This is a genomic window from Ideonella aquatica, assembly GCF_018069755.1.
Lineage (GTDB): Bacteria > Pseudomonadota > Gammaproteobacteria > Burkholderiales > Burkholderiaceae_C > Ideonella > Ideonella aquatica.
Genome location: NZ_JAGQDE010000002.1, coordinates 90,047 through 110,883 on the forward strand (window position 1 = coordinate 90,047; position 20,837 = coordinate 110,883).

At 70.4% G+C, this 20,837-nt stretch carries 19 protein-coding genes; 13 read left to right on the forward strand and 6 right to left on the reverse strand.

Translation table 11 applies throughout. The annotated features are described in order from the left end of the window. Positions 1–88 precede the first annotated feature (88 nt). The 6 genes from KAK06_RS02570 (at position 89) to KAK06_RS02595 (ending at position 4,790) form a co-directional block, all read left to right on the forward strand. Positions 89–934, forward strand: a complete 846-nt coding sequence (locus tag KAK06_RS02570; RefSeq protein ID WP_210800238.1) for a GntR family transcriptional regulator — start codon at positions 89–91, stop codon at positions 932–934. 4 nt (positions 935–938) lie between these two features. Then, complete coding sequence (locus KAK06_RS02575) at positions 939–1,724, forward strand: transporter substrate-binding domain-containing protein (protein ID WP_210800239.1); 786 nt, start codon at positions 939–941, stop codon at positions 1,722–1,724. Between the two features lie 31 nt (positions 1,725–1,755). Beyond that, on the forward strand, positions 1,756–2,442 hold the full coding sequence (locus KAK06_RS02580) for an amino acid ABC transporter permease (protein WP_210800240.1): 687 nt from the start codon (positions 1,756–1,758) through the stop codon (positions 2,440–2,442). A 13-nt stretch (positions 2,443–2,455) separates the two neighbouring features. After that, a complete protein-coding gene (locus tag KAK06_RS02585) occupies positions 2,456–3,106 on the forward strand; it encodes an amino acid ABC transporter permease (RefSeq protein WP_210800241.1) in 651 nt (216 codons plus the stop codon). After that, a complete protein-coding gene (locus KAK06_RS02590) occupies positions 3,096–3,836 on the forward strand; it encodes an amino acid ABC transporter ATP-binding protein (protein WP_247652610.1) in 741 nt (246 codons plus the stop codon). Before KAK06_RS02585 ends, KAK06_RS02590 begins: the two co-directional genes overlap by 11 nt. Positions 3,837–3,905: 69 nt before the next feature. After that, entirely contained in the window at positions 3,906–4,790 is an 885-nt protein-coding gene (locus KAK06_RS02595; protein WP_210800242.1) for a LysR family transcriptional regulator, read from the forward strand. Between the two features lie 13 nt (positions 4,791–4,803). Here the strand turns inward: KAK06_RS02595 and KAK06_RS02600 are convergent, their stop codons facing one another. After that, positions 4,804–5,220, reverse strand: coding sequence for a TerB family tellurite resistance protein (locus KAK06_RS02600; RefSeq protein ID WP_210800243.1), 417 nt, complete (start codon positions 5,218–5,220; stop codon positions 4,804–4,806). A 142-nt stretch (positions 5,221–5,362) separates the two neighbouring features. Between KAK06_RS02600 and KAK06_RS02605 the strand changes: the two genes are divergently transcribed. From KAK06_RS02605 to KAK06_RS02615, 3 genes are all read left to right on the forward strand, one after another. Then, positions 5,363–6,040: a hypothetical protein gene (locus KAK06_RS02605; RefSeq protein WP_247652611.1), complete on the forward strand. Its 678-nt coding sequence runs from the start codon at positions 5,363–5,365 to the stop codon at positions 6,038–6,040. Between the two features lie 103 nt (positions 6,041–6,143). Next, positions 6,144–6,485, forward strand: coding sequence for an HPF/RaiA family ribosome-associated protein (locus KAK06_RS02610; RefSeq protein ID WP_210800244.1), 342 nt, complete (start codon positions 6,144–6,146; stop codon positions 6,483–6,485). 38 nt (positions 6,486–6,523) lie between these two features. After that, positions 6,524–7,207, forward strand: coding sequence for a Bax inhibitor-1/YccA family protein (locus KAK06_RS02615; protein ID WP_210800245.1), 684 nt, complete (start codon positions 6,524–6,526; stop codon positions 7,205–7,207). Positions 7,208–7,375: 168 nt separating this feature from the next. Here the strand turns inward: KAK06_RS02615 and KAK06_RS02620 are convergent, their stop codons facing one another. Further along, the gene (locus KAK06_RS02620) at positions 7,376–8,440 is read right to left on the reverse strand and encodes a tartrate dehydrogenase (RefSeq protein WP_210800246.1); all 1,065 of its coding nucleotides are present in this window, start codon (positions 8,438–8,440) and stop codon (positions 7,376–7,378) included. A 126-nt stretch (positions 8,441–8,566) separates the two neighbouring features. On the opposite strand from KAK06_RS02620, the gene KAK06_RS02625 reads away from it, so the two are divergent. Then, positions 8,567–9,469 carry a LysR substrate-binding domain-containing protein gene (locus KAK06_RS02625; RefSeq protein ID WP_210800247.1) on the forward strand — a complete coding sequence of 301 codons (903 nt, stop codon included), beginning with the start codon at positions 8,567–8,569 and terminating at the stop codon, positions 9,467–9,469. Positions 9,470–9,475: 6 nt separating this feature from the next. Here KAK06_RS02625 and KAK06_RS02630 read toward each other — a convergent pair whose 3' ends face one another. The 3 genes from KAK06_RS02630 to KAK06_RS02640 are packed head-to-tail and all read right to left on the reverse strand — an operon-like array spanning position 9,476 to position 14,896. Next, positions 9,476–11,284 carry an ABC transporter substrate-binding protein gene (locus tag KAK06_RS02630; protein WP_210800248.1) on the reverse strand — a complete coding sequence of 603 codons (1,809 nt, stop codon included), beginning with the start codon at positions 11,282–11,284 and terminating at the stop codon, positions 9,476–9,478. Then, positions 11,285–13,090: an ABC transporter substrate-binding protein gene (locus KAK06_RS02635; RefSeq protein ID WP_210800249.1), complete on the reverse strand. Its 1,806-nt coding sequence runs from the start codon at positions 13,088–13,090 to the stop codon at positions 11,285–11,287. It lies immediately after the preceding gene. 3 nt (positions 13,091–13,093) lie between these two features. Beyond that, entirely contained in the window at positions 13,094–14,896 is a 1,803-nt protein-coding gene (locus KAK06_RS02640; RefSeq protein WP_210800250.1) for an ABC transporter substrate-binding protein, read from the reverse strand. 115 nt (positions 14,897–15,011) lie between these two features. On the opposite strand from KAK06_RS02640, the gene KAK06_RS02645 reads away from it, so the two are divergent. The 3 genes from KAK06_RS02645 to KAK06_RS02655 are packed head-to-tail and all read left to right on the forward strand — an operon-like array spanning position 15,012 to position 18,678. Continuing rightward, a complete protein-coding gene (locus KAK06_RS02645; RefSeq protein WP_210800251.1) occupies positions 15,012–15,950 on the forward strand; it encodes an ABC transporter permease in 939 nt (312 codons plus the stop codon). Further along, positions 15,947–16,984: an ABC transporter permease gene (locus KAK06_RS02650; RefSeq protein ID WP_210800252.1), complete on the forward strand. Its 1,038-nt coding sequence runs from the start codon at positions 15,947–15,949 to the stop codon at positions 16,982–16,984. The genes KAK06_RS02645 and KAK06_RS02650 overlap by 4 nt, the downstream gene beginning before the upstream one ends. Then, positions 16,981–18,678, forward strand: a complete 1,698-nt coding sequence (locus KAK06_RS02655; protein ID WP_210800253.1) for an ABC transporter ATP-binding protein — start codon at positions 16,981–16,983, stop codon at positions 18,676–18,678. The genes KAK06_RS02650 and KAK06_RS02655 overlap by 4 nt, the downstream gene beginning before the upstream one ends. Here KAK06_RS02655 and KAK06_RS02660 read toward each other — a convergent pair. Further along, the gene (locus tag KAK06_RS02660; RefSeq protein ID WP_210800254.1) at positions 18,666–20,798 is read right to left on the reverse strand and encodes an ATP-binding protein; all 2,133 of its coding nucleotides are present in this window, start codon (positions 20,796–20,798) and stop codon (positions 18,666–18,668) included. The genes KAK06_RS02655 and KAK06_RS02660 overlap by 13 nt on opposite strands. Between the last annotated feature and the right edge of the window lie 39 nt (positions 20,799–20,837).

Sequence of the window (20,837 nt, forward strand, 5' to 3'; positions counted from 1 at the left end):
CATACAAGCTATGTGAACAGCACTCGCATGCACCAAACACCAGCGTCTTTTTCGCCGTCGCACCGATCCATGCACCAGGAACCCCACGATGGCACCGCGACAGGGCACTGAAGCGCGCCGGCCGGCCCGCAGCACGGCCGGGACGCCGGCGCCCCAGCCCGTCAGCGCCGAGGCCAGCCGCCCCGACGCCATCGCCGACCGCATCGTCGACGCCATCCTGGCCGGCCGCCTGGCGCCCGGCCAACGCTTGGGCGAGCAGGCGCTGGCCGACCTGTTCGGCTGCAGCCGCACGCTGGTGCGCGAGGCCATGGCGCGGCTGTCGGCGCGCGGCATGGTCGAGGTCAATGCGCGGCGCGGCTGGTTCGTCGTGCAGCCCAGCCTGGACGAGGCGCGCGAGGCCTTCGGCGCCCGGCTGGCGCTGGAGACCGGCCTGCTGCATGGCCTGGAAGGCCCGCTGCCCAAGCCCGCGCTGCGCCAGTTGAAGGACCACGTGGCGCGCGAGCGCTCGGCCATCCGCGCCGGCGACCCCGGCGAGCGCAGCTGGCTGCTGGGCGACTTCCATGTCTGCCTGGCCGAGTGCGCCGGCAATGGCCTGCTGGCCGACATCGTCAAGGACCTGACCGCCCGCACCACGCTGATCGCCACGCTGTACCAGAGCACCCATGCCGCCAGCGAGAGCTGCGCCGAGCATGCGCAGATCGTGGCAGCGCTGGAGGCGGGCGACCTGCCGGGCGCGATCGCGCTGCTGCGCGCCCACATCGGCAGCGTGGCCCGCCACCTGGGCCAGGACGCTGCCACCGACGACCCGCTGGCGCCACTGCGCACCGCGCTGGCCCTGCAGCCCGATACACCGCCGCCGCCGGCGCGCCCGCGGCGCCGCCGCGCGCTGTTCACCGATCTTGTTCCCCCCGTCCCACCTCGTCCGGAGTCCTGACACCATGCAACGCCGCCACACCCTGATCGCCTTCGCTGCCGCCCTGGTGGCCGCCCTGCCGCTGAGCGCGCGCGCCGATGCGCTGGACGACATCGTCGCGCGCAAGCAGATCAACATCGCCGTGCCCACCGATTTCCCGCCCTACGGCATGGTCGGCACCGACCTGAAGCCGCAGGGCCTGGACATCGACATGGCCAATCTGATCGGTGCCAAACTGGGCGTCAAGGTGGAGCTGGTGCCGGTGACCAGCGCCAACCGCATTCCCTACCTGCAGACGCGCAAGGCCGACCTGGTGATCAGCACGCTGGGCAAGAACCCCGAGCGCGCCGCGGTGATCGACTTCACCATCGCCTACTCGCCCTTCTTCCAGGCGGTGTTTGCGGCCAAGAGCGTCAGCATCAAGGGCGCGGCCGACCTGGCCGGCAAGACCGTGGCCGTCACCCGCGGCGCGATCGAGGACATGGAGCTGACCAAGATCGCCCCGGCCAGCGCCGACATCAAGCGCTTCGAGGACAACAACACCACGGTGTCGGCCTTCGTCTCGGGCCAGGTGCAGGTGATTGCCACCGGCGCGTCGGTGGCTGGCACGCTGATCGCCCGCCACCCGCAGCTGGCCACCGAGTTCAAGTTCGTGCTGAAGGACTCGCCCAACTTCATCGGTGTGTCCAAGGGCGAGGACAAGCTGCGCCTGAAGGTCAACGAGATCATCGCCGCCGCCAAGGCCAGCGGCGAGCTCGACAAGATGGCCGTCAAGTGGCTGGGCCGCCCGGCCGGCGACCTGCCGCAATGAGCGCCTGGCGGCGAGCGAAGGGGCGCACGCGATGATCCAGCTCGACTTCATGGCCGTGCTGTCGCAGTGGCCCGCATTGCTGCGCGGCGCCGCCTTCACGCTGGGCCTGAGCGCGGTGGCCGCGGTGCTGGGCGTGGCCCTGGGCGTGGCCTGCGGCTGGGTGCGCAGCCAGGGGCCGCGCGCCGGGGCGCTGCTGGTGTCGGCCTATGTGGAGCTGATCCGCAACACGCCCTTCATCGTCCAGCTGTTCTTCATCTTCTTCGGCCTGCCCAGCCTGGGCGTCAAGCTCAGCCCGGAATGGGCCAGCATCCTGGCGATGGTGATCAACCTGGGGGCCTATGCGGCCGAGATCGTGCGCGCCGGCATCGACACCACGCCTCGCGGCCAGATCGAGGCGGCACGCAGCCTGGCGCTGACCGAGTGGCAGGTCTTCACCCGCGTGGTGCTGCCGCCGGCACTGGGCCGGGTGTGGCCGGCGCTGACCAGCCAGATCGTCATCGTGATGCTGGGCTCGGCGGTGTGCGGCCAGATCTCGGCGCAGGAGCTGAGCTACACCGCCAACCTGATCCAGAGCCGCAACTTCCGCGCCTTCGAGGCCTACATCGTGGCCACCGCCATCTACCTGGGCCTGTCGGTGGGTGTGCGGCAGTTGCTGAACTGGCTGGGCCCGCGGCTGATCTTCGGTCGCCTGCCCGCCGGGCATGGCGCCGCGCGCTGAAGGAGCCCCCCCGATGATCGACTTCTCCTTGTGGGACATCTTTCGCAACCTGCTGCTGGCGGCCCGCTGGACCGTGGGGCTGTCGCTGGTGGCCTTCGTCGGCGGGGGCCTGGTGGCGCTGGCGCTGCTGCTGGCGCGGCTGGCGCAGTGGCCGGGCGCGCCGCGCGTGGTGGCCACTTACGTGCAGCTGTTCCAGGGCACGCCGCTGCTGATGCAGCTCTTCCTGGCCTATTTCGGGCTGGCGCTGGTGGGGCTGAACGTGTCGGCCTGGGTGGCGGCCAGCCTGGCGCTGACGCTCTACACCAGCGCCTTCCTGACCGAGATCTGGCGCGGCTGCGTCAATGCCGTGCCCAAGGGCCAGTGGGAGGCGGCCGACAGCCTGGCGCTGAGCTTCAGTGAAAAGATGCGCCACGTCATCGGCCCGCAGGCGCTGCGCATCGCTGTGCCGCCCACGGTGGGCTTTCTGGTGCAGGTGATCAAGGGCACGGCGCTGGCCTCGGTGATCGGCTTCATCGAGCTGACCAAGGCCGGCACGATGATCACCAACGCCACCTTCCGCCCCTTCACCGTCTACGCCTGCGTGGCGTTGCTGTATTTCGCGCTGTGCTGGCCGGTGTCGGCCGCCAGCCGCCGTCTGGAGAGGAGTTTCAAGCATGCCCACTGAGCCCATCGTGAACATCGAGGCGCTGCGCAAGAGCTTTGGCAGCCACGAGGTGCTCAAGGGCATCGACCTGCAGGTGCAGCCCGGCGAGGTGATCGCCATCATCGGCAAGAGCGGCTCGGGCAAGAGCACGCTGCTGCGCTGCATCAACGGGCTGGAGGTGTTCCAGCAGGGCAGTCTGCTGGTCGACGGCCTGCCGCTGCGCCATGGCGATGCGCAGGCCATGCGCGCGCTGCGCCAGCACGTGGGCATGATCTTCCAGAACTTCAACCTCTTCCCGCACCTCAGCGTGGGCCGCAACGTGATGCTGGCGCCCACGCTGGTCAAGCAGACCGACGCCGCCGCCGCGGCCGAGCAGGCACGCGCGCTGCTGGCCCGCGTGGGCCTGGCCGAGAAGTTCGACGCCTGGCCCGACCAGCTCTCGGGCGGCCAGCAGCAGCGCGTGGCGATCGCCCGCGCACTGGCGATGGCGCCCAGCGTGATGCTGTGCGACGAGATCACCTCGGCGCTCGACCCCGAACTGGTGGGCGAGGTGCTGCGCGTGGTGGAGTCACTCGCCGACGAAGGCATGACGCTGCTGATGGTCACGCACGAGATGAACTTTGCGCGCAAGGTGGCCGACCGCGTGGTCTTCATGCACGCCGGCCGCATCCACGAGGTGGGGCCGCCCGAGCAGCTGTTCGGCCAGCCGCAGACGGCCGAACTGGCGCAGTTCCTGTCGGCGCTGCACTGAGCCGGAACCTTTCGCCGCGCCGCTGGTCTGGCAGCTCGGACCGTCTGGTTCTTCCGCCACAGGACCCGCATGCTCAACTACCGCCACCTGCACTACTTCTGGGTCGTCGCCAAGGAGGGCGGCTTCGCGCGCGCGGCGGCGCGGCTGGACATGGCGGTGCAGACCATCAGCGCCCAGGTGCGCGAGCTGGAAAAGTCGCTGGGGCATCAGCTGCTCAAGCCCGCCGGGCGCGGTGTGGCGCTGACCGAGGCCGGGCAGGCCGCCTTTGCGCGGGCCGAGGAGATCTTCCAACTCGGCCAGCAACTGCCCGACGAGGTGCGCGAAGCCGCCAGCGGCCCGGTGGCCCGGCTGGCGGTGGGGCTGTCGGACGGCCTGTCCAAGCTGGCCGCGCACGACCTGCTCGAGCCGGTGCTGGACACGCCGCGCCTGCGCCTGGTCTGCCATGAGGGCGAGGTGGAGCAACTGCTGGGCGAGCTGGCGCTGCACCACCTGGATCTGGTGCTGGCCGGCCAGGCCGCGCCGCGCAACCCCAATCTGCGGCTCAGCAGCGAGCTGCTGGTGGATGCGCCGGTCGAGTGGTACGGCCCCGCCCAGTGGGTGGGGCGCAGCCAGCGCGAGCACTTCCCGCAGTGCCTGGCCGACCTGCCGGTGCTGCTGCCCACCAGCCACTCGGCGCTGCGCCTGACGCTGGAGCTGTGGTTCGACACCCTGGGCCTGCGCCCCACCGTGGTGGGCGAGTTCGAGGACAGCGCGCTGCTGGCGGTGTTCGCCGCCCGGGGCCTGGGCGTGTTTCCGGTCAGCCGACTGGGCGCCGATGACATCGGCCTGATGCGCGGCCTGCGCCTGCTGGGGCGCAGCGACGGCGTCAAGGAAGAGATCCACGCCATCCGTTCGCGCCGCGGCCAGCACCATCCGCTGGTGCAGAAGATCCTGACGGCGGCGCGGGCGCGCTGAGGCCGGCGGCGGCTCAGGCCGCCATCAGCAGCGGCACCGGCTGTTCCGACAGCCGCCACTGGCGCCGCGCCGCGGACACCAGCATGGCCTCGGCATCGGCCAGGTGCTGGTCGGCCTCGGCCGCGGCGGCGGCCAGGTGCAGCGTGGCGGACTGCAGTGTCGGATCGTCCACCTCGGCCAGCAGCGAGGCCAGCGTCGGCTCATCCACGCTGCACATCATCGAGCCGCCGGCGTAGGCGCCGGCCAGCAGGTCCTCGCACATCGTGTGCACCACCTGCGCGAACTGGCCGGGCGCCAGACCCAGCGTGGGCTCGATCTGCAGGCGCTGCAGGGTGTCGATCTCGGAGCGGCAGACGTGGCCGTCGGCGATCAGGACCAGCGCGACGATGCGCGCGGCGGCTTCGGGGCTGTTGCGGGGGTAGCTGCGCATGGTGTCACTCCAGAAGGGTCGCGGTGGGCGTGCGGCCCGAAATAGGCCGCAGCACGCTCAGCGCGATGAAGGGCAATGTGGGGGGTGACATCCATCGGTCAAAGCAGCGTTTTGCAGATATTCATTCAGAGAAAACCGAATCATGGCTGACCCGGAGGCGGCGCTTGAAATCCGCCAGCCGGCACTGATCTGCCCGGCCACCGACCGTTCACCACCGGGAGCCGACGACATGAGCAAGCACCTCGACGACCTGCTGGACCGCATCCGAACGCTGCAGGAAGACGTCGAAGAGGAATACCGCCAGCAGCGCGAGGACTGGCAGGCCCGGCGCGCGCAACTGGCTGGCGAGTGGGCCTCCCAGCAGCGCCGCTACAAGGTGGGGCTGTGGCGCTTCCTGCGCCGCTCGAGCCTGCTGGCCATCCTGACCGCGCCGGTGATCTACCTGGGCTGGATCCCCTTCCTGCTGATGGACCTGTTCGTCACCGTCTACCAGGCGATCTGCTTTCCGGTCTACCGCATCCCCAAGGTGCGGCGCTCGGACTACCTGGTCTTCGACCGCGAGGACCTGCCCTACCTGAACGCGATCGAGAAGTTCAACTGCTTCTACTGCTCCTACGGCAATGGCGTGGCCGCCTACACCCGCGAGGTGGCGGCGCGCACCGAGCAGTACTGGTGCCCGATCAAACACGCCCGGCGTATCCGCGGTGCCCACGAGCGCTACCCGCGCTTCTTTGAGCACGGCGACGCCGAGGCCTTCCGCCAGGGGCTGGCGCGGCTGCGCCGCCAGTACGGCGACGAGCCTCCCCGGTCGCCGGACTGAGGCGGCATCTCACTTCGGTTTTAACGAAGCTTCGTTCACGCTGATGCTTCTTTTTCAGACAAGGACCCGGCCTCAGACTGGGTCCATCTCAAGGAGACCTGCCATGCAAGTGCTGTTCCGATCCCGTCATCCCCAGGCCCAGGCGCTGCGCGAGCTGGCCGAGCGGCGCGTGCGCTTCGTGCTGCGCCGGCTGGCCTGGCTGGTGCCGCGTGCCGATGTGCAGTTCTCGGACCTGAACGGGCCGCGCGGCGGCGTTGACAAGCGCTGCCAGATCGAGCTGCGCACCGACGGCCAGGGCCCAGTCGTGGTGACCTCGGTCGCCCAGGACTGGCGCACTGCGCTGGACCTGGCCCTGGCCCGCGCCGCCCGTTTTCTGCTGCGCCTGCGCAGCCGCGGTGCGGCACCGCGCCGCCTGCCGCGCGCTGCCGCCGAACTGTCGCTGTGATCCACCCCCACCCCCAAGGAGCCGACACCATGGACTCGATGAGTTCCGCCACCACCTCCCGCCTGCCCGTGGCCGGTGCGGGCGCCGCCGGCCTGCCGGCCGAACGCCGCCGCGTGCTGCGCAACACCTATGCGCTGCTGTCGATGACGCTGCTGTTCAGCGCCGCGGTGGCGGGGCTGGGCGTGGCCTTCCAATGGCCTGCGCCCGGCATCCTGCTGACCCTGGTGGGCTACTTCGGCCTGCTGTTCGCGGTGCACAAGCTGCGCAACAGCGGCTGGGCCTTGCCAGCGGTGTTCGCGCTGACCGGCTTCATGGGCTACACGCTGGGCCCCTTGCTGGCGCGTTCGCTGTCGTTGCCGGGCGGCGCCCAGGTGGTGATGCTGGCGCTGGGCGCCACAGGGGTCACCTTCCTGGCCATGTCGGCCTGGGCACTGAGCAGCAAGCGCGACTTCAGCGCGATGGGCGGCTTCCTGTTCGCCGGCATGGTGATCGCGCTGCTGGCCGGTCTGGCCGCGGTGTTCCTGCAGATCCCGGCGCTGGGCCTGGCGGTGTCGGCCATGGTGGCGCTGCTGTCGGCCGGCTTGATCCTGTTCGAGACCAGCCGCATCGTGCACGGCGGCGAGACCAACTATGTGATGGCCACGGTGGGCCTGTATGTCTCGCTGTTCAACCTGTTCACCAGCCTGCTGAGCCTGTTCGGCTTCGGTGGTTCGCAGGAGTAAGGCGACGCTGAACAAGTCGCCGCGGATGGGCGCGCCCTGATTCGGGATGGGCTGCCAGGCGCACACCACAGCCATAGCCGGGGCTATGGCGAGGATGTGCAACGCCGCAGACCGCCCGAAGCAGGGATGCGCATGCCGCGAGGGACTTGTTCAGCGTCGCCGTAAGCCTCACAGCGCTGCGGCGATCGCCTCGCCCAGCGCCGTGGTGCTGGCCGCGCCGCCCAGGTCGGGCGTGCGCGGCCCGTCGCGCAGCACCGCCTCGATCGCGCCGACGATGGCGTCATGGGCGGCGCGCTCGCCCAGGACATCCAGCATCAGCGCCGCCGACCAGACCATCGCGATCGGGTTGGCGATGTTGCGGCCGAAGATGTCCGGCGCCGAGCCGTGCACCGGCTCGAACAGGCTGGGAAAGCGCCGCTCGGGGTTCAGGTTGGCCGACGGCGCCAGGCCGATCGTGCCGGTGCAGGCCGGGCCCAGGTCAGAGAGGATGTCGCCGAACAGGTTGGTGGCCACCACCACATCGAAGCGCTGCGGCTGCAGCACGAAGCGGGCGCTGAGGATGTCGATGTGCTGCTTGTCCACCGTGACCTGCGGGTACTCGGCGCCGATGCGGTCGGCCAGCGCATCCCACCAGGGCATGCTGATCGCGATGCCATTGCTCTTGGTGGCCACGGTCAGGTGGCGACGCGGCCGGCGCATGGCCTGCTCGAAGGCGTAGCGCAGCACGCGCTCGCTGCCCACACGGCTGAACACCGATTCCTGGATCACGATCTCGCGCTCGGTGCCCTCGAACATGATGCCGCCGAGCTTGGTGTACTCGCCCTCGGTGTTCTCGCGCACGATCAGCATGTCGATGTCGCCGGGCCGGCGGTTCGCGAGCGGGCAGGGCACGCCGTCGAACAGGCGCGCCGGGCGCAGGTTGATGTATTGGTCGAACTCACGGCGGAACTTCAGCAGCGAGCCCCACAGCGAGATGTGGTCAGGCACCGTGGCCGGCCAGCCCACCGCGCCGAAGAGGATGGCGTCCACGCCCTGCAGCTGCGCCTTCCAGTCGGCGGGCATCATCTCGCCGTGCGCCTGGTACCAGTCGCAGCTGGCCCAGGGGATCTCCAGCAGGTCGAGCGCGAAGCCGAAGCGATCGGCAGCGGCGTGCAGCGTGCGCAGCGCCTCGGGCATCACTTCCTGGCCAATGCCGTCTCCGGGGATCACGGCGATGCGGTGGGTGCGGGTCATGGGGGTTCTCTGTGGCAGCGGATGGCGCCATTGTCTTCGTGCACGAATCAGGATCAATACGCGTTTCGTGGATTGATCGTCCACAGTTCGTGCATAGTCTGGGCCTTCTGTCCCTCGCCCAGCGCCATGTCTGCCACGCCTTCTCAGGACGATCTGCGCGTCTTCACCGTGGTCGCGCGCCGCGCCAGTTTCAGCGCCGCCGCCCAGGAGCTGGGCGCCTCGCCCGCCTATGTCAGCAAGCGCATCCGTGTGCTGGAGCAGGCGCTGGGCACGCCGCTGCTGAGCCGCACCACGCGGCGCGTGACCGTGACCGAGGCGGGCGAGGCGGTCTACCGCCACGCGCTGGAGGTGCTGGAGGCCATGGACCAGCTGGTGCAGGCGGCGGGCAGCAGCCGGCGCGAGCCGCGCGGCCTGCTGCGGGTGTGCTCCAGCCTGGGCTTTGGGCGGCGCGTGGTGGCGCCAGCGTTGTCGGCGCTGGTCGAGCGCCACCCGGGCCTGTCGGTGCGCTTCGAGGTGGTTGATCGTCTGGTCGACCCGGCCGCCGAGGGCTTTGACCTGGACGTGCGCATCGGCGACGAGATCGCGCCGCACCTGGTGGCCCACCGCCTGCAGCCCAACCACCGCCTGCTGTGCGCCGCGCCCGCCTACCTGGCCCGCGCCGGCCAGCCGCGCACGCCGCAGGACCTGGCGCAGCACGACTGCCTGGTGATCAAGGAGCGCGACCATCCCTTCGGGGTGTGGCGCCTGCAGGGACCGGGTGGCGCCACCGCCAGCGTCAAGGTCACCGGGCCGCTGTCTACCAACCACGGCGAGGTGGCGTTGCAGTGGGCGCTGGAGGGCCGCGGCGTGGTGCTGCGCTCGCGCTGGGATGTGGCCGATGAGCTGTCCGCCGGGCGCCTGCAGCTGGTGCTGCCGGCCTGGCAGCAGCCGGCCGCGGTCTGGGCGGTGACGCCGCAGCGGCCCACCCAGTCGGCGAAGGTGCAGGTGGCCGTGCAGTTTCTGCAGCAGTGGCTGGCCGGGCCACGCTGACGGCGTTCAGCGCACCACGTCCACCATGTGCCACCACTCCTGCCAGAACGGCGGCGGGCGGTAGCCGATCACCGGTGCATGCGCCAGCCAGGTCTGGATGGTGTGGAAGCGCACCCGGTAGGGCATCCACACCGCGGCGATGCGGGCGGCCTCGGCGAAACCGGCCAGGCGCTCAGGCCCGTCGGGCAGGCGCGCCAGGCGGTCGAACAGCACGTCCATCTCGGGGCGCTTGAAACGGGCGAAGTTCTGCGAGCCGAGCTGCCGGCTGTCATAGCGGGTGAGCTGGCCCAGGCTGTCGGGCGTGGCCGCCTGGTTGCCGATGTGCCAGACCTGGAACTGGCCGGCGCGCGCGGCCTTGACCAGCTCGGGCCACTTGCCCACCTTGAACTCCAGGCGCAGGCCCAGGCGGGTCATGTCGCGCAGGTACTGCTCCGAGAGCTGCCGCGCGCGCTGGTTGGACTCGATCGACCAGACCATGCGCAGCGGGCTGCCGTCGGGCTGCTCGCGCCAGCCGTCGCCGTCGCGGTCGACGTAGCCGTACAGGTCGAGCAGGGCCTGGGCGCGGGCGGGGTCGAAGTCGCCCATCTCGCTCTTGTAGTCGGGCCGCCAGGCGGTGCTGTGCGGGCAGTAGGGCGACTGGCAGGCCAGGCCCTGGCCGCGGTGGACCACGCGGATTTCGCGCTCGATGTCCATGCCCAGCGAGATGGCCCGTCGCAGCGCCACCTTGTCGGGCGTGTAGCCGCCGACCAGCGGGTCGTCCATGTTGAAGAAGCTGGCGTAGTAGTCGGCCCGCAGCGTGCGCCGCCCCTGTACGCCGCGCTTGACCAGGTGGGGCGCCAGGTCGTTGCCCACCACCGCCTGGCTGATGAACTCGGGCGGCACGCGGTCGATGTGGTCGTGCTCGCCGTTCAGAAAGGCCAGCCAGCGCGGCTGCGCCTCCTCGACGATGTCGATCTCGACGCGGTCGACCATCGGCAGGCGCCGGCCCTTGAAGCGCGCCAGCAGGGCCTGACCTTCGGCGTCGTCGGCAGCGGGCTCGGCGTCGTAGACGCGCTCACGGTACTGCGGGTTGCGCACCAGCACGATGCGCGAGGCGCGGCGCCACTGCGCCAGCAGGAAGGGGCCGGTGCCCACCGGGTGCTCGCTGACCTGTTCGCCATAGTGCTCGACCACCTCGCGGGCCAAGGCGCCGTAGAGGTCAGAGGCGGCGATGAAGTCCAGGAAGCGCGGGCGCGGCTCGCGCAGCCGGATCTGCAGCGTGTAGCGGTCCAGCGCGCGCAGTCCCTCGACCGGGCTGTCGTAGTCGAAGGGCCGTTTGCCGTCGATCGCGCGCTGGCGCGCCTCGGCCAGACCCAGCAGGCCGTAGCTCTCGGTGTAGCCCCACAGCGGGCTCTTGAGCTTCGGGTCGGCGTAGCGCTTGATGGCATAGACATAGTCCTCGGCCACCAGCTCGCGGCGGCGGCCGCCGAAGGCCGCGTCGTCGGCGAAGAAGATGCCCGGGCGCACGCGGAAGGTCCAGCTGCGGAAATCGTCGGACACCTGCGGCATGCCGTCGGCGGTCAAGGGCTTGATGCGTGCGGGCCGGGCCAGGTGGTCGAAGGCGTACAGCGCCTCGAAGATGTGGGCGGTGACGCTGCGCGAGTAGATGTCGTTGACCTGCGTGGGGTCGAAGCCGGTCTCGGCGGTGGCGAAGGCGATGCGCAGCACCTTCTCGCTCTCGGCGCCGGCCGCCCAGCCCGGGGCCAGGCCCAGACCGGCGGCGGTCTGCAGCCACTGGCGGCGGTTGGGTCCGGGGGGCAGCGCGTCGGCGGTCATTCAGGTCTTGGGCGCTTCGGGCTCGACGTCCACCATGTGCCACCAGTCCTGCCAGAACAGCGGGCGGCGGTAGCCGTGCACCGGCGCATGGGCCAGGTCGGTGACCAGGCTGTGCCAGCGCACCTTGTAGGGCATCCAGGCCACGCTCAGGCGCACCGCCTCGCGGAACAGGGTCTCGCGCTCGGGTCCGTCGGGCAGGGCCGACAGGCGTTTGTAGATCGCGTCGAACTCGGGGCGACGGAAGCGCGCCATGTTCTGGCCGCCCACCTGGTTGCCGTCGTAGCGCTGCAGCGCGCCCTGGCTGTCGGGCGCGGCCGCCAGGTTGCCGACGTGCCACATCTGGAAGGCGCCGGCGCGCGCGGCCTTGAGCAGCTCGGGCCACTTGCCGGTCTTGAACTCGACGCGCAGGCCCAGCGCGCGCAGGTCGCGCAGCCACAGCTCCGAGAGTTGGCGCGCGCGCTGGTTGTCCTCGATGTTCCAGACCAGGGTCAGCGGGCTGCCGTCAGGGCGCTCGCGCCAGCCGTCGCCGTTGCGGTCGGTCCAGCCGTAGAGGTCCAGCAGCGCTCGGGCACGCGCCGGGTCGTATTGGCCCATCTCGGTCTGCAGCGAGGGATCGAAGGACGTTGTGTTGGGCACGATCGGCGCGTTCGCCACGCGCGCCTGGCCGCGATGCACCACGCGGATCTCGCGACCCACGTCCAGCCCCAGGCCGATGGCGCGGCGCAGCGCCACCTGCTCGGGCGTGTAGCCGCCGACCACCGGGTCGTCGAGGTTGAAGAAGACCATCGACGCGTCGGATCGCAGTCTGCGCCAGGCCTTGACGCCCTGCTGGGCCAGGTAGGGCGCCAACTCGCCGCCGGGCAGGGCCTGCTCGACGAAGTCGGCCGGCACCTGCTCGATGAAGTTGTGCTGGCCATTGAGAAAGGCCAGCCAGCGCGGCTGTGATTCCTCGACGATGGAGATTTCCACCCGGTCGACCATCGGCAGACGCCGTCCCTTGAAGCGCGCCAGCAGGGCCTGGCCTTCGGCGTCATCGGCGGCCGGTTCGGCCTCATAGAGGCGCTCGCGGTACTGCGGGTTGCGCGCCAGCACGATGCGCGAGGCCCGGCGCCACTGCTGCAGCACGAAGGGGCCGGTGCCCACCGGGTGCTCGGGCGTGCGCTCGCCATAGTGCTCGACCACCTCGCGCGCCATGGCGCCCAGCAGGTCGCCCACGGCCAGGAACTCGATGAAGCGCGGCCGCGGCTCGCTCAGGCGGATCTGCAGCGTGTAGCGGTCCAGGGCGCGCAGGCCCTCGACCGGCGCGTCGTAGTCGAAGGGCCGGCCACCCTGGGCGCGCTGGCGCTGCGCGGCCAGGCCCAGCAATTGGTAGCTGTCGACATAGCCCCAGTTGGGGCTCTTGAGCAGCGGGTCGGCGTAGCGCTTGATCGAGTAGACGTAGTCCTCGGCCACCAGCTCGCGCCGCCGGCCGCCGAAGGCCGGGTCGTCCGCAAAGTAGATGCCGGGGCGCAGGCGGATTGTCCAGGTGCGGTGGTTGTCGCTGACCTCGGGCAAGGCGGCGGCGGTCAGCGGCCGGAACTTCACCGGCCGAGCCAGGTGGTCGTAGGTGTACAGGCCCTCGAACAGGTGGGCGGTCAGGGTGCGCGAGTAGAGGTCATTGACACGCACCGGGTCCATGACGGTCTCGGCGGTGCGAAAGGCGTAGCGCAGCACGCGCTCACCGGTGGTCAGGGGCTGCGCTGGCGCCAGAGCGGGCAGCAGGCCCCATGCGGCGCCGGCACGGATCAGGTCGCGGCGGGTGCCCATGGCTCAGTGGGCCGCAGCCTGGCGGGCCGGGTCGACGTCCATGTAGCGCCAGGTTTCGCGCATGAACGGGTGGCGCCGGTAGCCATCCACCCAGGGGTGCAGCAGGTCGGTCAGCAGGCGGTGGTTGTTGATCTTGTAGGGCATGAAGGCCACGCCCAGGCGCTTGATGCGCTCGATCAGGGCCAGGCGCTCGGGGCCGTCGGGCAGCACGGCCTGGCGCTCGAAGAGCTCGTTCATCTCGGGCAGGTTGAAACGCGCATGGTTGGCCTGGCCCTTGCTGGGGCCGTACAGCAGATCCAGCATGTAGCTGACGTCCGGCGTGGTGGCGCTCCAGGCCACACCCCACATCATCAGCTTGCCGGCGCGCGAGGCCTTGAGGTTCTCGGGCCACTTGGCGGGCTTGAACTGCACGCGGATGCGCAGCACATTGAAGGCGCGCTGCCAGATCTCGGTGAGCACGCGCGAGGCCTGGTCGGGCTGGGTGGCGTACTCGATCAGCAGCGGCTGGCCATCGGGCTGGTCGCGCCAGCCATCGCCGTTGCGGTCGACCCAGCCGTGCAGGTCGAGCAGGGCCTGGGCGCGGGCCAGGTCCTGGTCGCTCATCTCGCTCTTGAAGCGTGGGTCGTAGCCGGTGGTGTGGGGCGGCACGATGGACTGGGCGGCCACGGACTGGCCTTTGCGTGCTTGAACGTTCTCGGCCTGGGTGTCGTAGGCCAGCGCGATGGCCCGGCGCAGGGCCACCTGGGCGGGCGCATAGCCACCGACGACAGGGTTCTCCATCGCGAAATAGCTGAAACCGATGTCGGCGCCCAGCACGCGCTGCAGCTGCACGCCCTTCTTCGCCAGGTGGGGCGCCAACTGGCCGCCCGGCACGGCCATCGGCGAGAGTTCGGGCGGCAGCCGGTCCAGGTAGTCGTGCTCGGCGTTCAGAAACCCCAGCAGCCGCGGCTGCGACTCCTCGACGATCGAGATCTCCACCCGGTCGAGCATCGGCAGGCGCCGGCCGGCCAGGCGGCGGGCGATGGCTTCGCCCTCGGCGTCGCCCGGCTCGGGGCGCTCGTCGTAGTGTTGCTCACGAAAGCCGGGGTTGCGTTCGAGCACGATCTTCGACGAGCGCTTCCAGGCTGCCAGGCGGAACGGCCCGGTGCCCACCGGGTGCGCCATGATCTGCGGGCCGTAGTGCTCGACCACCTCGCGCGCCACCGCGCCAATCATGGCGCTGTCGGCCAGCACGTAGTCGAAGCGCGGAGCGGGCGCAGCCAGGCGGAACTGCAGGGTGTAGCGGTCCAGCGCGCGCACGCCCTCGACCTCGCGCTCATAGGGGAAGGGCGCCTTGTCCTTGATCGCGGCACGCTTGAGCTCGGACAGGCCAAGCAGGCGGGCGTTCTCAAGCTGCGAGACCACCGGGCTCTTCAACGCCGGGTCATACAGGCGCTTGACCGTGTAGACGTAGTCCTCGGCCACCAGCTCGCGCCGCTGGCCCTTGAAGGCCGGGTCATCGGCGAAGTAAATGCCGGGGCGCAGGCGCAGGGTCCAGGTGCGGTAATTGTCGCTGGGCACCGGCAGTGCCTCGGCCGTCTGCGGCTTCAGCCGGGCCGGGCGGGCCAGGAGGTCGTAGGTCAGCGGCGACTCGAAGATGTTGGCCACCACGGTGCGCGAGTACAGGTCGGAGACCTGTGCCGGGTCAAAGCCGGTTTCGGCGACCGGGAAGGCGTAGCGCAGCACGCGCGGTGGTTCAGCGGCCGCGGCCGGGCCGGCCAGCAGGGCCCAGCACAGGAGCACGGCGAGGACAGACAAACTGCGCATCGGCCTGATTGTGCCGATGCCCGTGCGCCGCGTCCGGTCGGGTTAGCCATGGCCTTGGTGTCGGCCTGGGCGCCACTACACTGTGGCGATCCCCTGGCTGGCGCAAGAGGAGTTCATGGCCGCCTACCTGTTGAGACGACTGTGGCAGATGGTGCCCACGCTGCTGGGCGTGGTGACCCTGGTCTTCGTGCTGTTCAAGTTCTTTGGCGGCGACCCGGCCGAGATCCTGGGCGGGCTGAACGCCACGCCTGAGCAGGTCGAGGCGATCCGCGAGCAACTGGGCCTGAACCAGCCTTGGTGGGTGCAGCTGGGCATCTTCCTCAAGCAGATCGCCACCTTCGACTGGGGCCGCAGCTGGGCCACGCAGGAGTCGGTGGCCCACCTGTTTGCCACCCGTCTGCCGGCCACGCTGACGGTGATGGGCCCGATCCTGCTGATTGACACCCTGCTGGCGGTGCCCATCGCCCTGGGCGTGGCCTATGTGCGGGGCTCGCTGACCGACCGCGCGCTGATGGTGATCACCACGGTGGCGTTGTCGATCTCCTTTCTGGTCTACGTGATCGTCGGCCAGTATGTCTTTGCCTTCCAGCTGGGCTGGTTCCCGGTGCAGGGCTGGAGCGACTCGACGCTGACCAACCTGCTGCGCTACGCGCCGCTGCCGGTGCTGCTGGCGGTGATGGTGGGCGTGGCGCCGCAGACGCGGCTGTACCGCAGTTTCTTCCTGGATGAACTGGGCCAGGACTATGTGCGCACCGCCCGCGCCAAGGGCCTGGGCGAGCGCCGCGTGCTGTTCAGGCATGTGCTGCGCAACGCGATGATCCCCATCCTCACCAATGTGGGTCTGGCGCTGCCGGGCATCTTCGTGGGCTCCTTCCTGATCGAGGTCTTCTTCTCGATTCCCGGCCTGGGCCGCGAGGTGCTGTTGGCCGTCAACCGCAGCGACTACCCGGTGATCCAGGCGGTCACCGTCTACCTGGCGATGCTGACCATGCTGATCAACCTGGGCACCGACCTGCTCTACAAGGCGGTGGACCCGCGGGTGGTGCTGAAATGAGCAGCGCCGTGTTGAGTGCGCTGCCCCGCTCCGAGGGCGTCTGGCAGGCGGGCTGGCGGCGCTTCAAGGCCGACCGGGTGGGCCTGGTCTCGATGATCGTGGTGCTGGCCTTCCTGCTGCTGATTGCGGCTGCCGCACTGCGGCTGGTGGCCGCCGACTGGCAGACCGAAGTGGGTGTGCCCAATGCACCGCCGAGCTTCCTGGGGCCGCGTCCGGCCCAGGTGGCGGGCAGTGTCGAGCAGCCCAAGGGGCCGAATGTCGACCTCAGCGACATCGACCCGCTGGCGCCGCGCTACGCCGAGTGGGCCGAGCGCGCCAAGAGCTACCGCAGCAGCGAGACCGTGCGGGCCGAGACCCTGCCGCTGGGCGGCGACCGCCTGGGCCGCGACGTGCTGGCCAAGGCGGTCAAGGGCACCGAGATCTCGGTCTTCGTGGGCGTGCTGGCGGCGCTGCTGGCCACCTTGATCGGCACCCTGCTGGGGGCCCTGTCGGGCTACTTCGGCGGCAAGGTGGGCGACTTCCTGGAGTGGGTCTACAACGTCTTCACCGCCATCCCCGACATCCTGCTGATCTTTGCCTTTGCCGCGGTGTTCGGGCGCGGCATCGGCACCGTGGTGCTGATCCTGGGCCTGGTGGGCTGGACCGGGCTGTACCGCCAGGTGCGCGCCGAATTCATGAAGCACCGCAGCCGCGAGTACGTGCGCGCTGCCGAGGCCATTGGCGCCAGCCACCGGGTGCGCATGTTCCGCCATATCCTGCCCAACATCAGCCATGTGGTGCTGGTGCGCATGAGCCTGCTGGTGGTGGGCTTCATCAAGAGCGAGGTGATCCTGAGCTACCTGGGCCTGGGCGTGCCGGTGGACCAGGTCAGCTGGGGCACGATGCTGGCCGACGCGCAAAGCGAGCTGATCCTGGGCTTCTGGTGGCAGCTGGCCGCGGCCACCGCCTTCATGGCGGTCTTCGTCACCGCCTTCTCGCTGATGGCCGACGCCTGGCGCGATGCGCTGGACCCGAAGCTGAGGGGACTGGAATGAGCGCGCCACTGCTGAGTGTGCAGGATCTGACCGTGCGTTTTCGCATGGGCCAGGAAGGCGGCGTGGCGCGCCACGCGCTCGCCGTGGGCCGCGACGGCCAGACGGTGAGCTTCGATGTGCCGGCGCACCGCACGGTGGCGCTGGTGGGCGAGTCGGGCTCGGGCAAGAGCGTCACGGCGATGTCGATCGTGCGCCTGCTGCCCGACAACGCCGAGTGCAGCGGCCGCGTGCTGTGGCAGGGTGAGGATCTGCTGCAGGCCACGCCCGCGCGGTTGCGCGCGCTGCGCGGCCGCGAGGTGGCCTGTGTCTTCCAGGACCCGATGAGCTCGCTGAACCCGGTCTTCACGATCGGTGACCAGCTCTGCGAGCCCTTGCGCCAGCACCTGGGCCTGTCGCGCCGCGCCGCGCTGGCGCGGGCCGAGGAGCTGCTGGCCGAGGTGGGCATCCCCGAGCCCCGGCGCCGCCTGTCGGCCTATCCGCATGAGTTGTCGGGTGGCCAGCAGCAGCGGGTGATGATCGCCATGGCGCTGGCCTGCGAGCCGCGCCTGCTGATCGCCGACGAGCCCACCACCGCGCTGGACGTGACGGTGCAGCGCCAGATCATCGAGCTGCTGGCGCGCCTGAAGGCCCAGCACGGCCTGGCGATGCTCTTCATCAGCCACGACCTGGGACTGGTCGGCGAGATCGCCGACGAGGTGGTGGTGATGCGTCACGGCACGGTGCGCGAGCGCGGCACGGCGCGGCAACTGTTCGGTGACCCACAGGACGCCTACACCCGCGCGCTGCTGGCCTGCCGCCCCAGCCTGGACGCCAACGCCGCGCGCCTGCCGGTGATCGACGACCACATCGCCGGCCGCCAGCCGCGCCAGCAGGGCCAGGCCAAGGACCCGGCGGCCCCGGTGGTGCTGCAGGTCAGTGCGCTGGCCAAGAGCTTCTACCTGCGCCAGGGCCTGTTCGGCCGGCGCGAGTTCAGGGCGGTGCAGGACGTCAACTTCCAGCTGCGCCGCGGCCACACGCTGGGGGTGGTGGGCGAGTCCGGCTCGGGCAAGACGACGATGGGCCTGACGCTGCTGCGCCTGCACGAGCCCACCGCCGGCGAGGTGATCTTCGACGGCCGCAACCTGCTGACGCTGAGCGACGCCGAGCGCCTGGCGATGCGTCGGCGCATCCAGATCGTCTTCCAGAACCCGTACGCCTCGCTGAATCCGCGCTTCACCGTGGGCCAGGCGCTGGTCGAGCCGATGGCCATCCACGGCATGGGCACCAACGACGCTGAGCGTCAGGCCCGTGCGCTGGCGCTGCTGAGCAAGGTGGGCCTGGGTGCCGAGGCCTTTGGCAAGTACCCGCATGAGTTTTCAGGCGGCCAGCGCCAGCGCATCGCCATCGCGCGCTGCCTCACGCTGGAGCCCGAGGTGCTGGTGCTCGACGAGGCGGTCAGCGCGCTGGACGTGTCGGTGCAGGCCCAGGTGCTGAACCTGCTGAAGGACCTGCAGGACGAGCTGGGTCTGGCCTATGTCTTCATCAGCCACGACCTGGCGGTGGTGCGTTTCATCAGCGACGAGGTGATGGTGATGAAGGACGGTCGGGTGGTTGAGCACGACCATGTCGAGCAGATCCTGCGCGCGCCGCGCGAGGAGTACACGCGCCGGCTGATCGGTGCGGTGCCCAAGGGCTGGCAGGCTCAGGCGACGTAGCGTCTCAGGGCGCGTACCAGCTCGTCGGGCTCGATCGGCTTGACGAGGAAGTCGACCATGCCGTGCGCGCGGGCGCGCTCGCGTTCGGCCGACAGCACACTGGCCGACAGCGCCAGCACCGGCCAGGGGGGTGCGCCGGGCAGGGTGCGCAGTGCGTCGGTGGTTTCAAAGCCGTCCATGCCGGGCATGTGCAGGTCCATCAGCACTGCGTCGATCGCCTGGGCATGCTCGCGCGCCAGCGCCAGGGCCTGATGGCCGTCGGCGGCTTCCCAGACCGTGGCGCCCAGCTCGCCCAGCAGGGCCGAGGCGACCATCATGTTGACCGCGTTGTCCTCGACCAGCAGCACGCGCAGGCCGAGCAGCGGCTCGCGCTGCTCAGGCTCAGGGAGTCCGCTGAGCGCCTCGACCGGTCGCACCAGCGGCAGCTCGAGGATGAAGCGGCTGCCGCCGCCCTCGCGGTCGAGGTGCTCGATCCGGCCGCCCATCAGGCGCGCCAGCTCGGCGCAGATCGACAGACCCAGGCCGCTGCCGCCGTGGCGGCGTCGGCGCGAGACGTCGGCCTGCTCAAAGGGCTGAAACAGCCGCGGCCGCATCTCGGCGGGGATGCCGATGCCGGTGTCGCACACCTCCAGGCGCAGTTGATCGGGCGTGGGCCGGGACAGCTGCAGCCGAACCTCGCCGCCGTGCGTGAACTTCAGCGCATTGCCCAGCAGGTTGTCCAGCACCTGGCGCAGCCGCAGCGGGTCGGCCTGCACCAGCTGCGGCACCGCGTCGTCGATCTGCAGCTGCATGACCAGGCCACGCTCCCGGCCCAGCGCCGCGGGCGCACGAAAGCACGATTGCGCCAGCCGGTGCAGGTCGATCGTCGTGACCCGCAGGCTGAGCTTGCCGGCCTCCAGGCGCGACAGGTCCAGCACGTCGGTCACCAGGTCGGACAGCTCGGTGGCGGCGCCAGACAGCAGGTCCAGCAGCTCCTCGCGTCGTGCCGTTTGCTCGGGCGGCAGGCGTCGAATCAGGCGGGCCAGGCCCAGCACGCCGTTGATCGGGGTGCGGATCTCGTGGCTCATCGTGGCCAGGAAGGCGCTCTTGGCCTCATTGGCGGCTTCGGCGCGGTGGCGGGCGTCGGCCAGGGCGGCCTCCACTTCGACCTGCGGCGTGACATTGCGCGACGCTCCCCACCAGCCGATGAAGCGGCCCAGTTCGTCATGCAAGGGCTCGCCATTGCCCTGCACCGCCAGCCATCCACCCTCGGGCAGGTCGAACACCAGACGCACATTGCGGAAGCTCTGCTGCGCCTTCAACGCTGCGCGCAGTTGGCGGGCGCCGGCGTCATCGCGCAGCCACGGGCGGCCCGGCTCGCCCAGGTGCAGAAAGCCCTCGGCCGGCATGCCGGTGTGCTGCGGGAAGCTCGACGAGATCTCCACCAGCCGACCCTGTGCGTCCATCATGTAGGTCCAGTCGGCGCTGATGCGCAGCAGCTCGGCCAGGCGGCGGGTCTCGCTGATCGAGCGGCCCAGCGTGCCGGCCACCAGGCGCGAGGCGATCGCCGCGCCAGCCACACTGGCGGCGGTCAGCAGCAGGTGCGAGAGCAGCACATCCGAGGGGGCGCGTGGACCCAGGTCGAGCAGCCACAGACCCCGGGCGTGCAGCCAGGTCATCGTGCCCAGCGCGACCAGGTGGATCGAGGCCAGCACGATCGCGCTGCGCAGGGTCAGCACTGCGCCGATCAGTGTGATCAGCAGCGCCATGCCCGCCACCGCCACCGAGCCCAGGCCCAGGCGGGTGGCAAAACCGGCGCCCTCCAGCGCCACCGACGCCCCCAGTGCCAGTACCCAGGCGGCCCAGCGCGCTTGCCGACGACGGTTCAGCCACTCGGCCACGCCAGCAAAGCCCAGCAGCACCAGCCCCATGCCCAGGCGCGGCGCGGCCAGGCCGAAGGGGTTGCCGACCAGCAGCGTCAGCACCGCGCCGATCGCCACCACCAGCGCGATCGTCAGCACCACGGCCCGCATCACGCGCACGCCCAACTGCTCTGTCTGCGCACGCGACAGCCGCTCGAACAGCGCGGTGGGGTCGGCCAGGTCCGCGATGGCGCCTGGCGAGGGCGGGCGAGGGGACATCAGATCAAGATCGTCTCATACTGCCCTGCGGACACCAAG

Coding starts and splice junctions, on each gene's coding strand:
- KAK06_RS02570 (WP_210800238.1), top strand. CDS start 89: ATGGCACCGCGACAGGGCACTGAAGCGCGCCGGCCGGCCCGCAGCACG.
- KAK06_RS02575 (WP_210800239.1), top strand. CDS start 939: ATGCAACGCCGCCACACCCTGATCGCCTTCGCTGCCGCCCTGGTGGCC.
- KAK06_RS02580 (WP_210800240.1), top strand. CDS start 1,756: ATGATCCAGCTCGACTTCATGGCCGTGCTGTCGCAGTGGCCCGCATTG.
- KAK06_RS02585 (WP_210800241.1), top strand. CDS start 2,456: ATGATCGACTTCTCCTTGTGGGACATCTTTCGCAACCTGCTGCTGGCG.
- KAK06_RS02590 (WP_247652610.1), top strand. CDS start 3,096: ATGCCCACTGAGCCCATCGTGAACATCGAGGCGCTGCGCAAGAGCTTT.
- KAK06_RS02595 (WP_210800242.1), top strand. CDS start 3,906: ATGCTCAACTACCGCCACCTGCACTACTTCTGGGTCGTCGCCAAGGAG.
- KAK06_RS02600 (WP_210800243.1), bottom strand. CDS start 5,220: ATGCGCAGCTACCCCCGCAACAGCCCCGAAGCCGCCGCGCGCATCGTC.
- KAK06_RS02605 (WP_247652611.1), top strand. CDS start 5,363: ATGGCTGACCCGGAGGCGGCGCTTGAAATCCGCCAGCCGGCACTGATC.
- KAK06_RS02610 (WP_210800244.1), top strand. CDS start 6,144: ATGCAAGTGCTGTTCCGATCCCGTCATCCCCAGGCCCAGGCGCTGCGC.
- KAK06_RS02615 (WP_210800245.1), top strand. CDS start 6,524: ATGAGTTCCGCCACCACCTCCCGCCTGCCCGTGGCCGGTGCGGGCGCC.
- KAK06_RS02620 (WP_210800246.1), bottom strand. CDS start 8,440: ATGACCCGCACCCACCGCATCGCCGTGATCCCCGGAGACGGCATTGGC.
- KAK06_RS02625 (WP_210800247.1), top strand. CDS start 8,567: ATGTCTGCCACGCCTTCTCAGGACGATCTGCGCGTCTTCACCGTGGTC.
- KAK06_RS02630 (WP_210800248.1), bottom strand. CDS start 11,284: ATGACCGCCGACGCGCTGCCCCCCGGACCCAACCGCCGCCAGTGGCTG.
- KAK06_RS02635 (WP_210800249.1), bottom strand. CDS start 13,090: ATGGGCACCCGCCGCGACCTGATCCGTGCCGGCGCCGCATGGGGCCTG.
- KAK06_RS02640 (WP_210800250.1), bottom strand. CDS start 14,896: ATGCGCAGTTTGTCTGTCCTCGCCGTGCTCCTGTGCTGGGCCCTGCTG.
- KAK06_RS02645 (WP_210800251.1), top strand. CDS start 15,012: ATGGCCGCCTACCTGTTGAGACGACTGTGGCAGATGGTGCCCACGCTG.
- KAK06_RS02650 (WP_210800252.1), top strand. CDS start 15,947: ATGAGCAGCGCCGTGTTGAGTGCGCTGCCCCGCTCCGAGGGCGTCTGG.
- KAK06_RS02655 (WP_210800253.1), top strand. CDS start 16,981: ATGAGCGCGCCACTGCTGAGTGTGCAGGATCTGACCGTGCGTTTTCGC.
- KAK06_RS02660 (WP_210800254.1), bottom strand. CDS start 20,798: ATGTCCCCTCGCCCGCCCTCGCCAGGCGCCATCGCGGACCTGGCCGAC.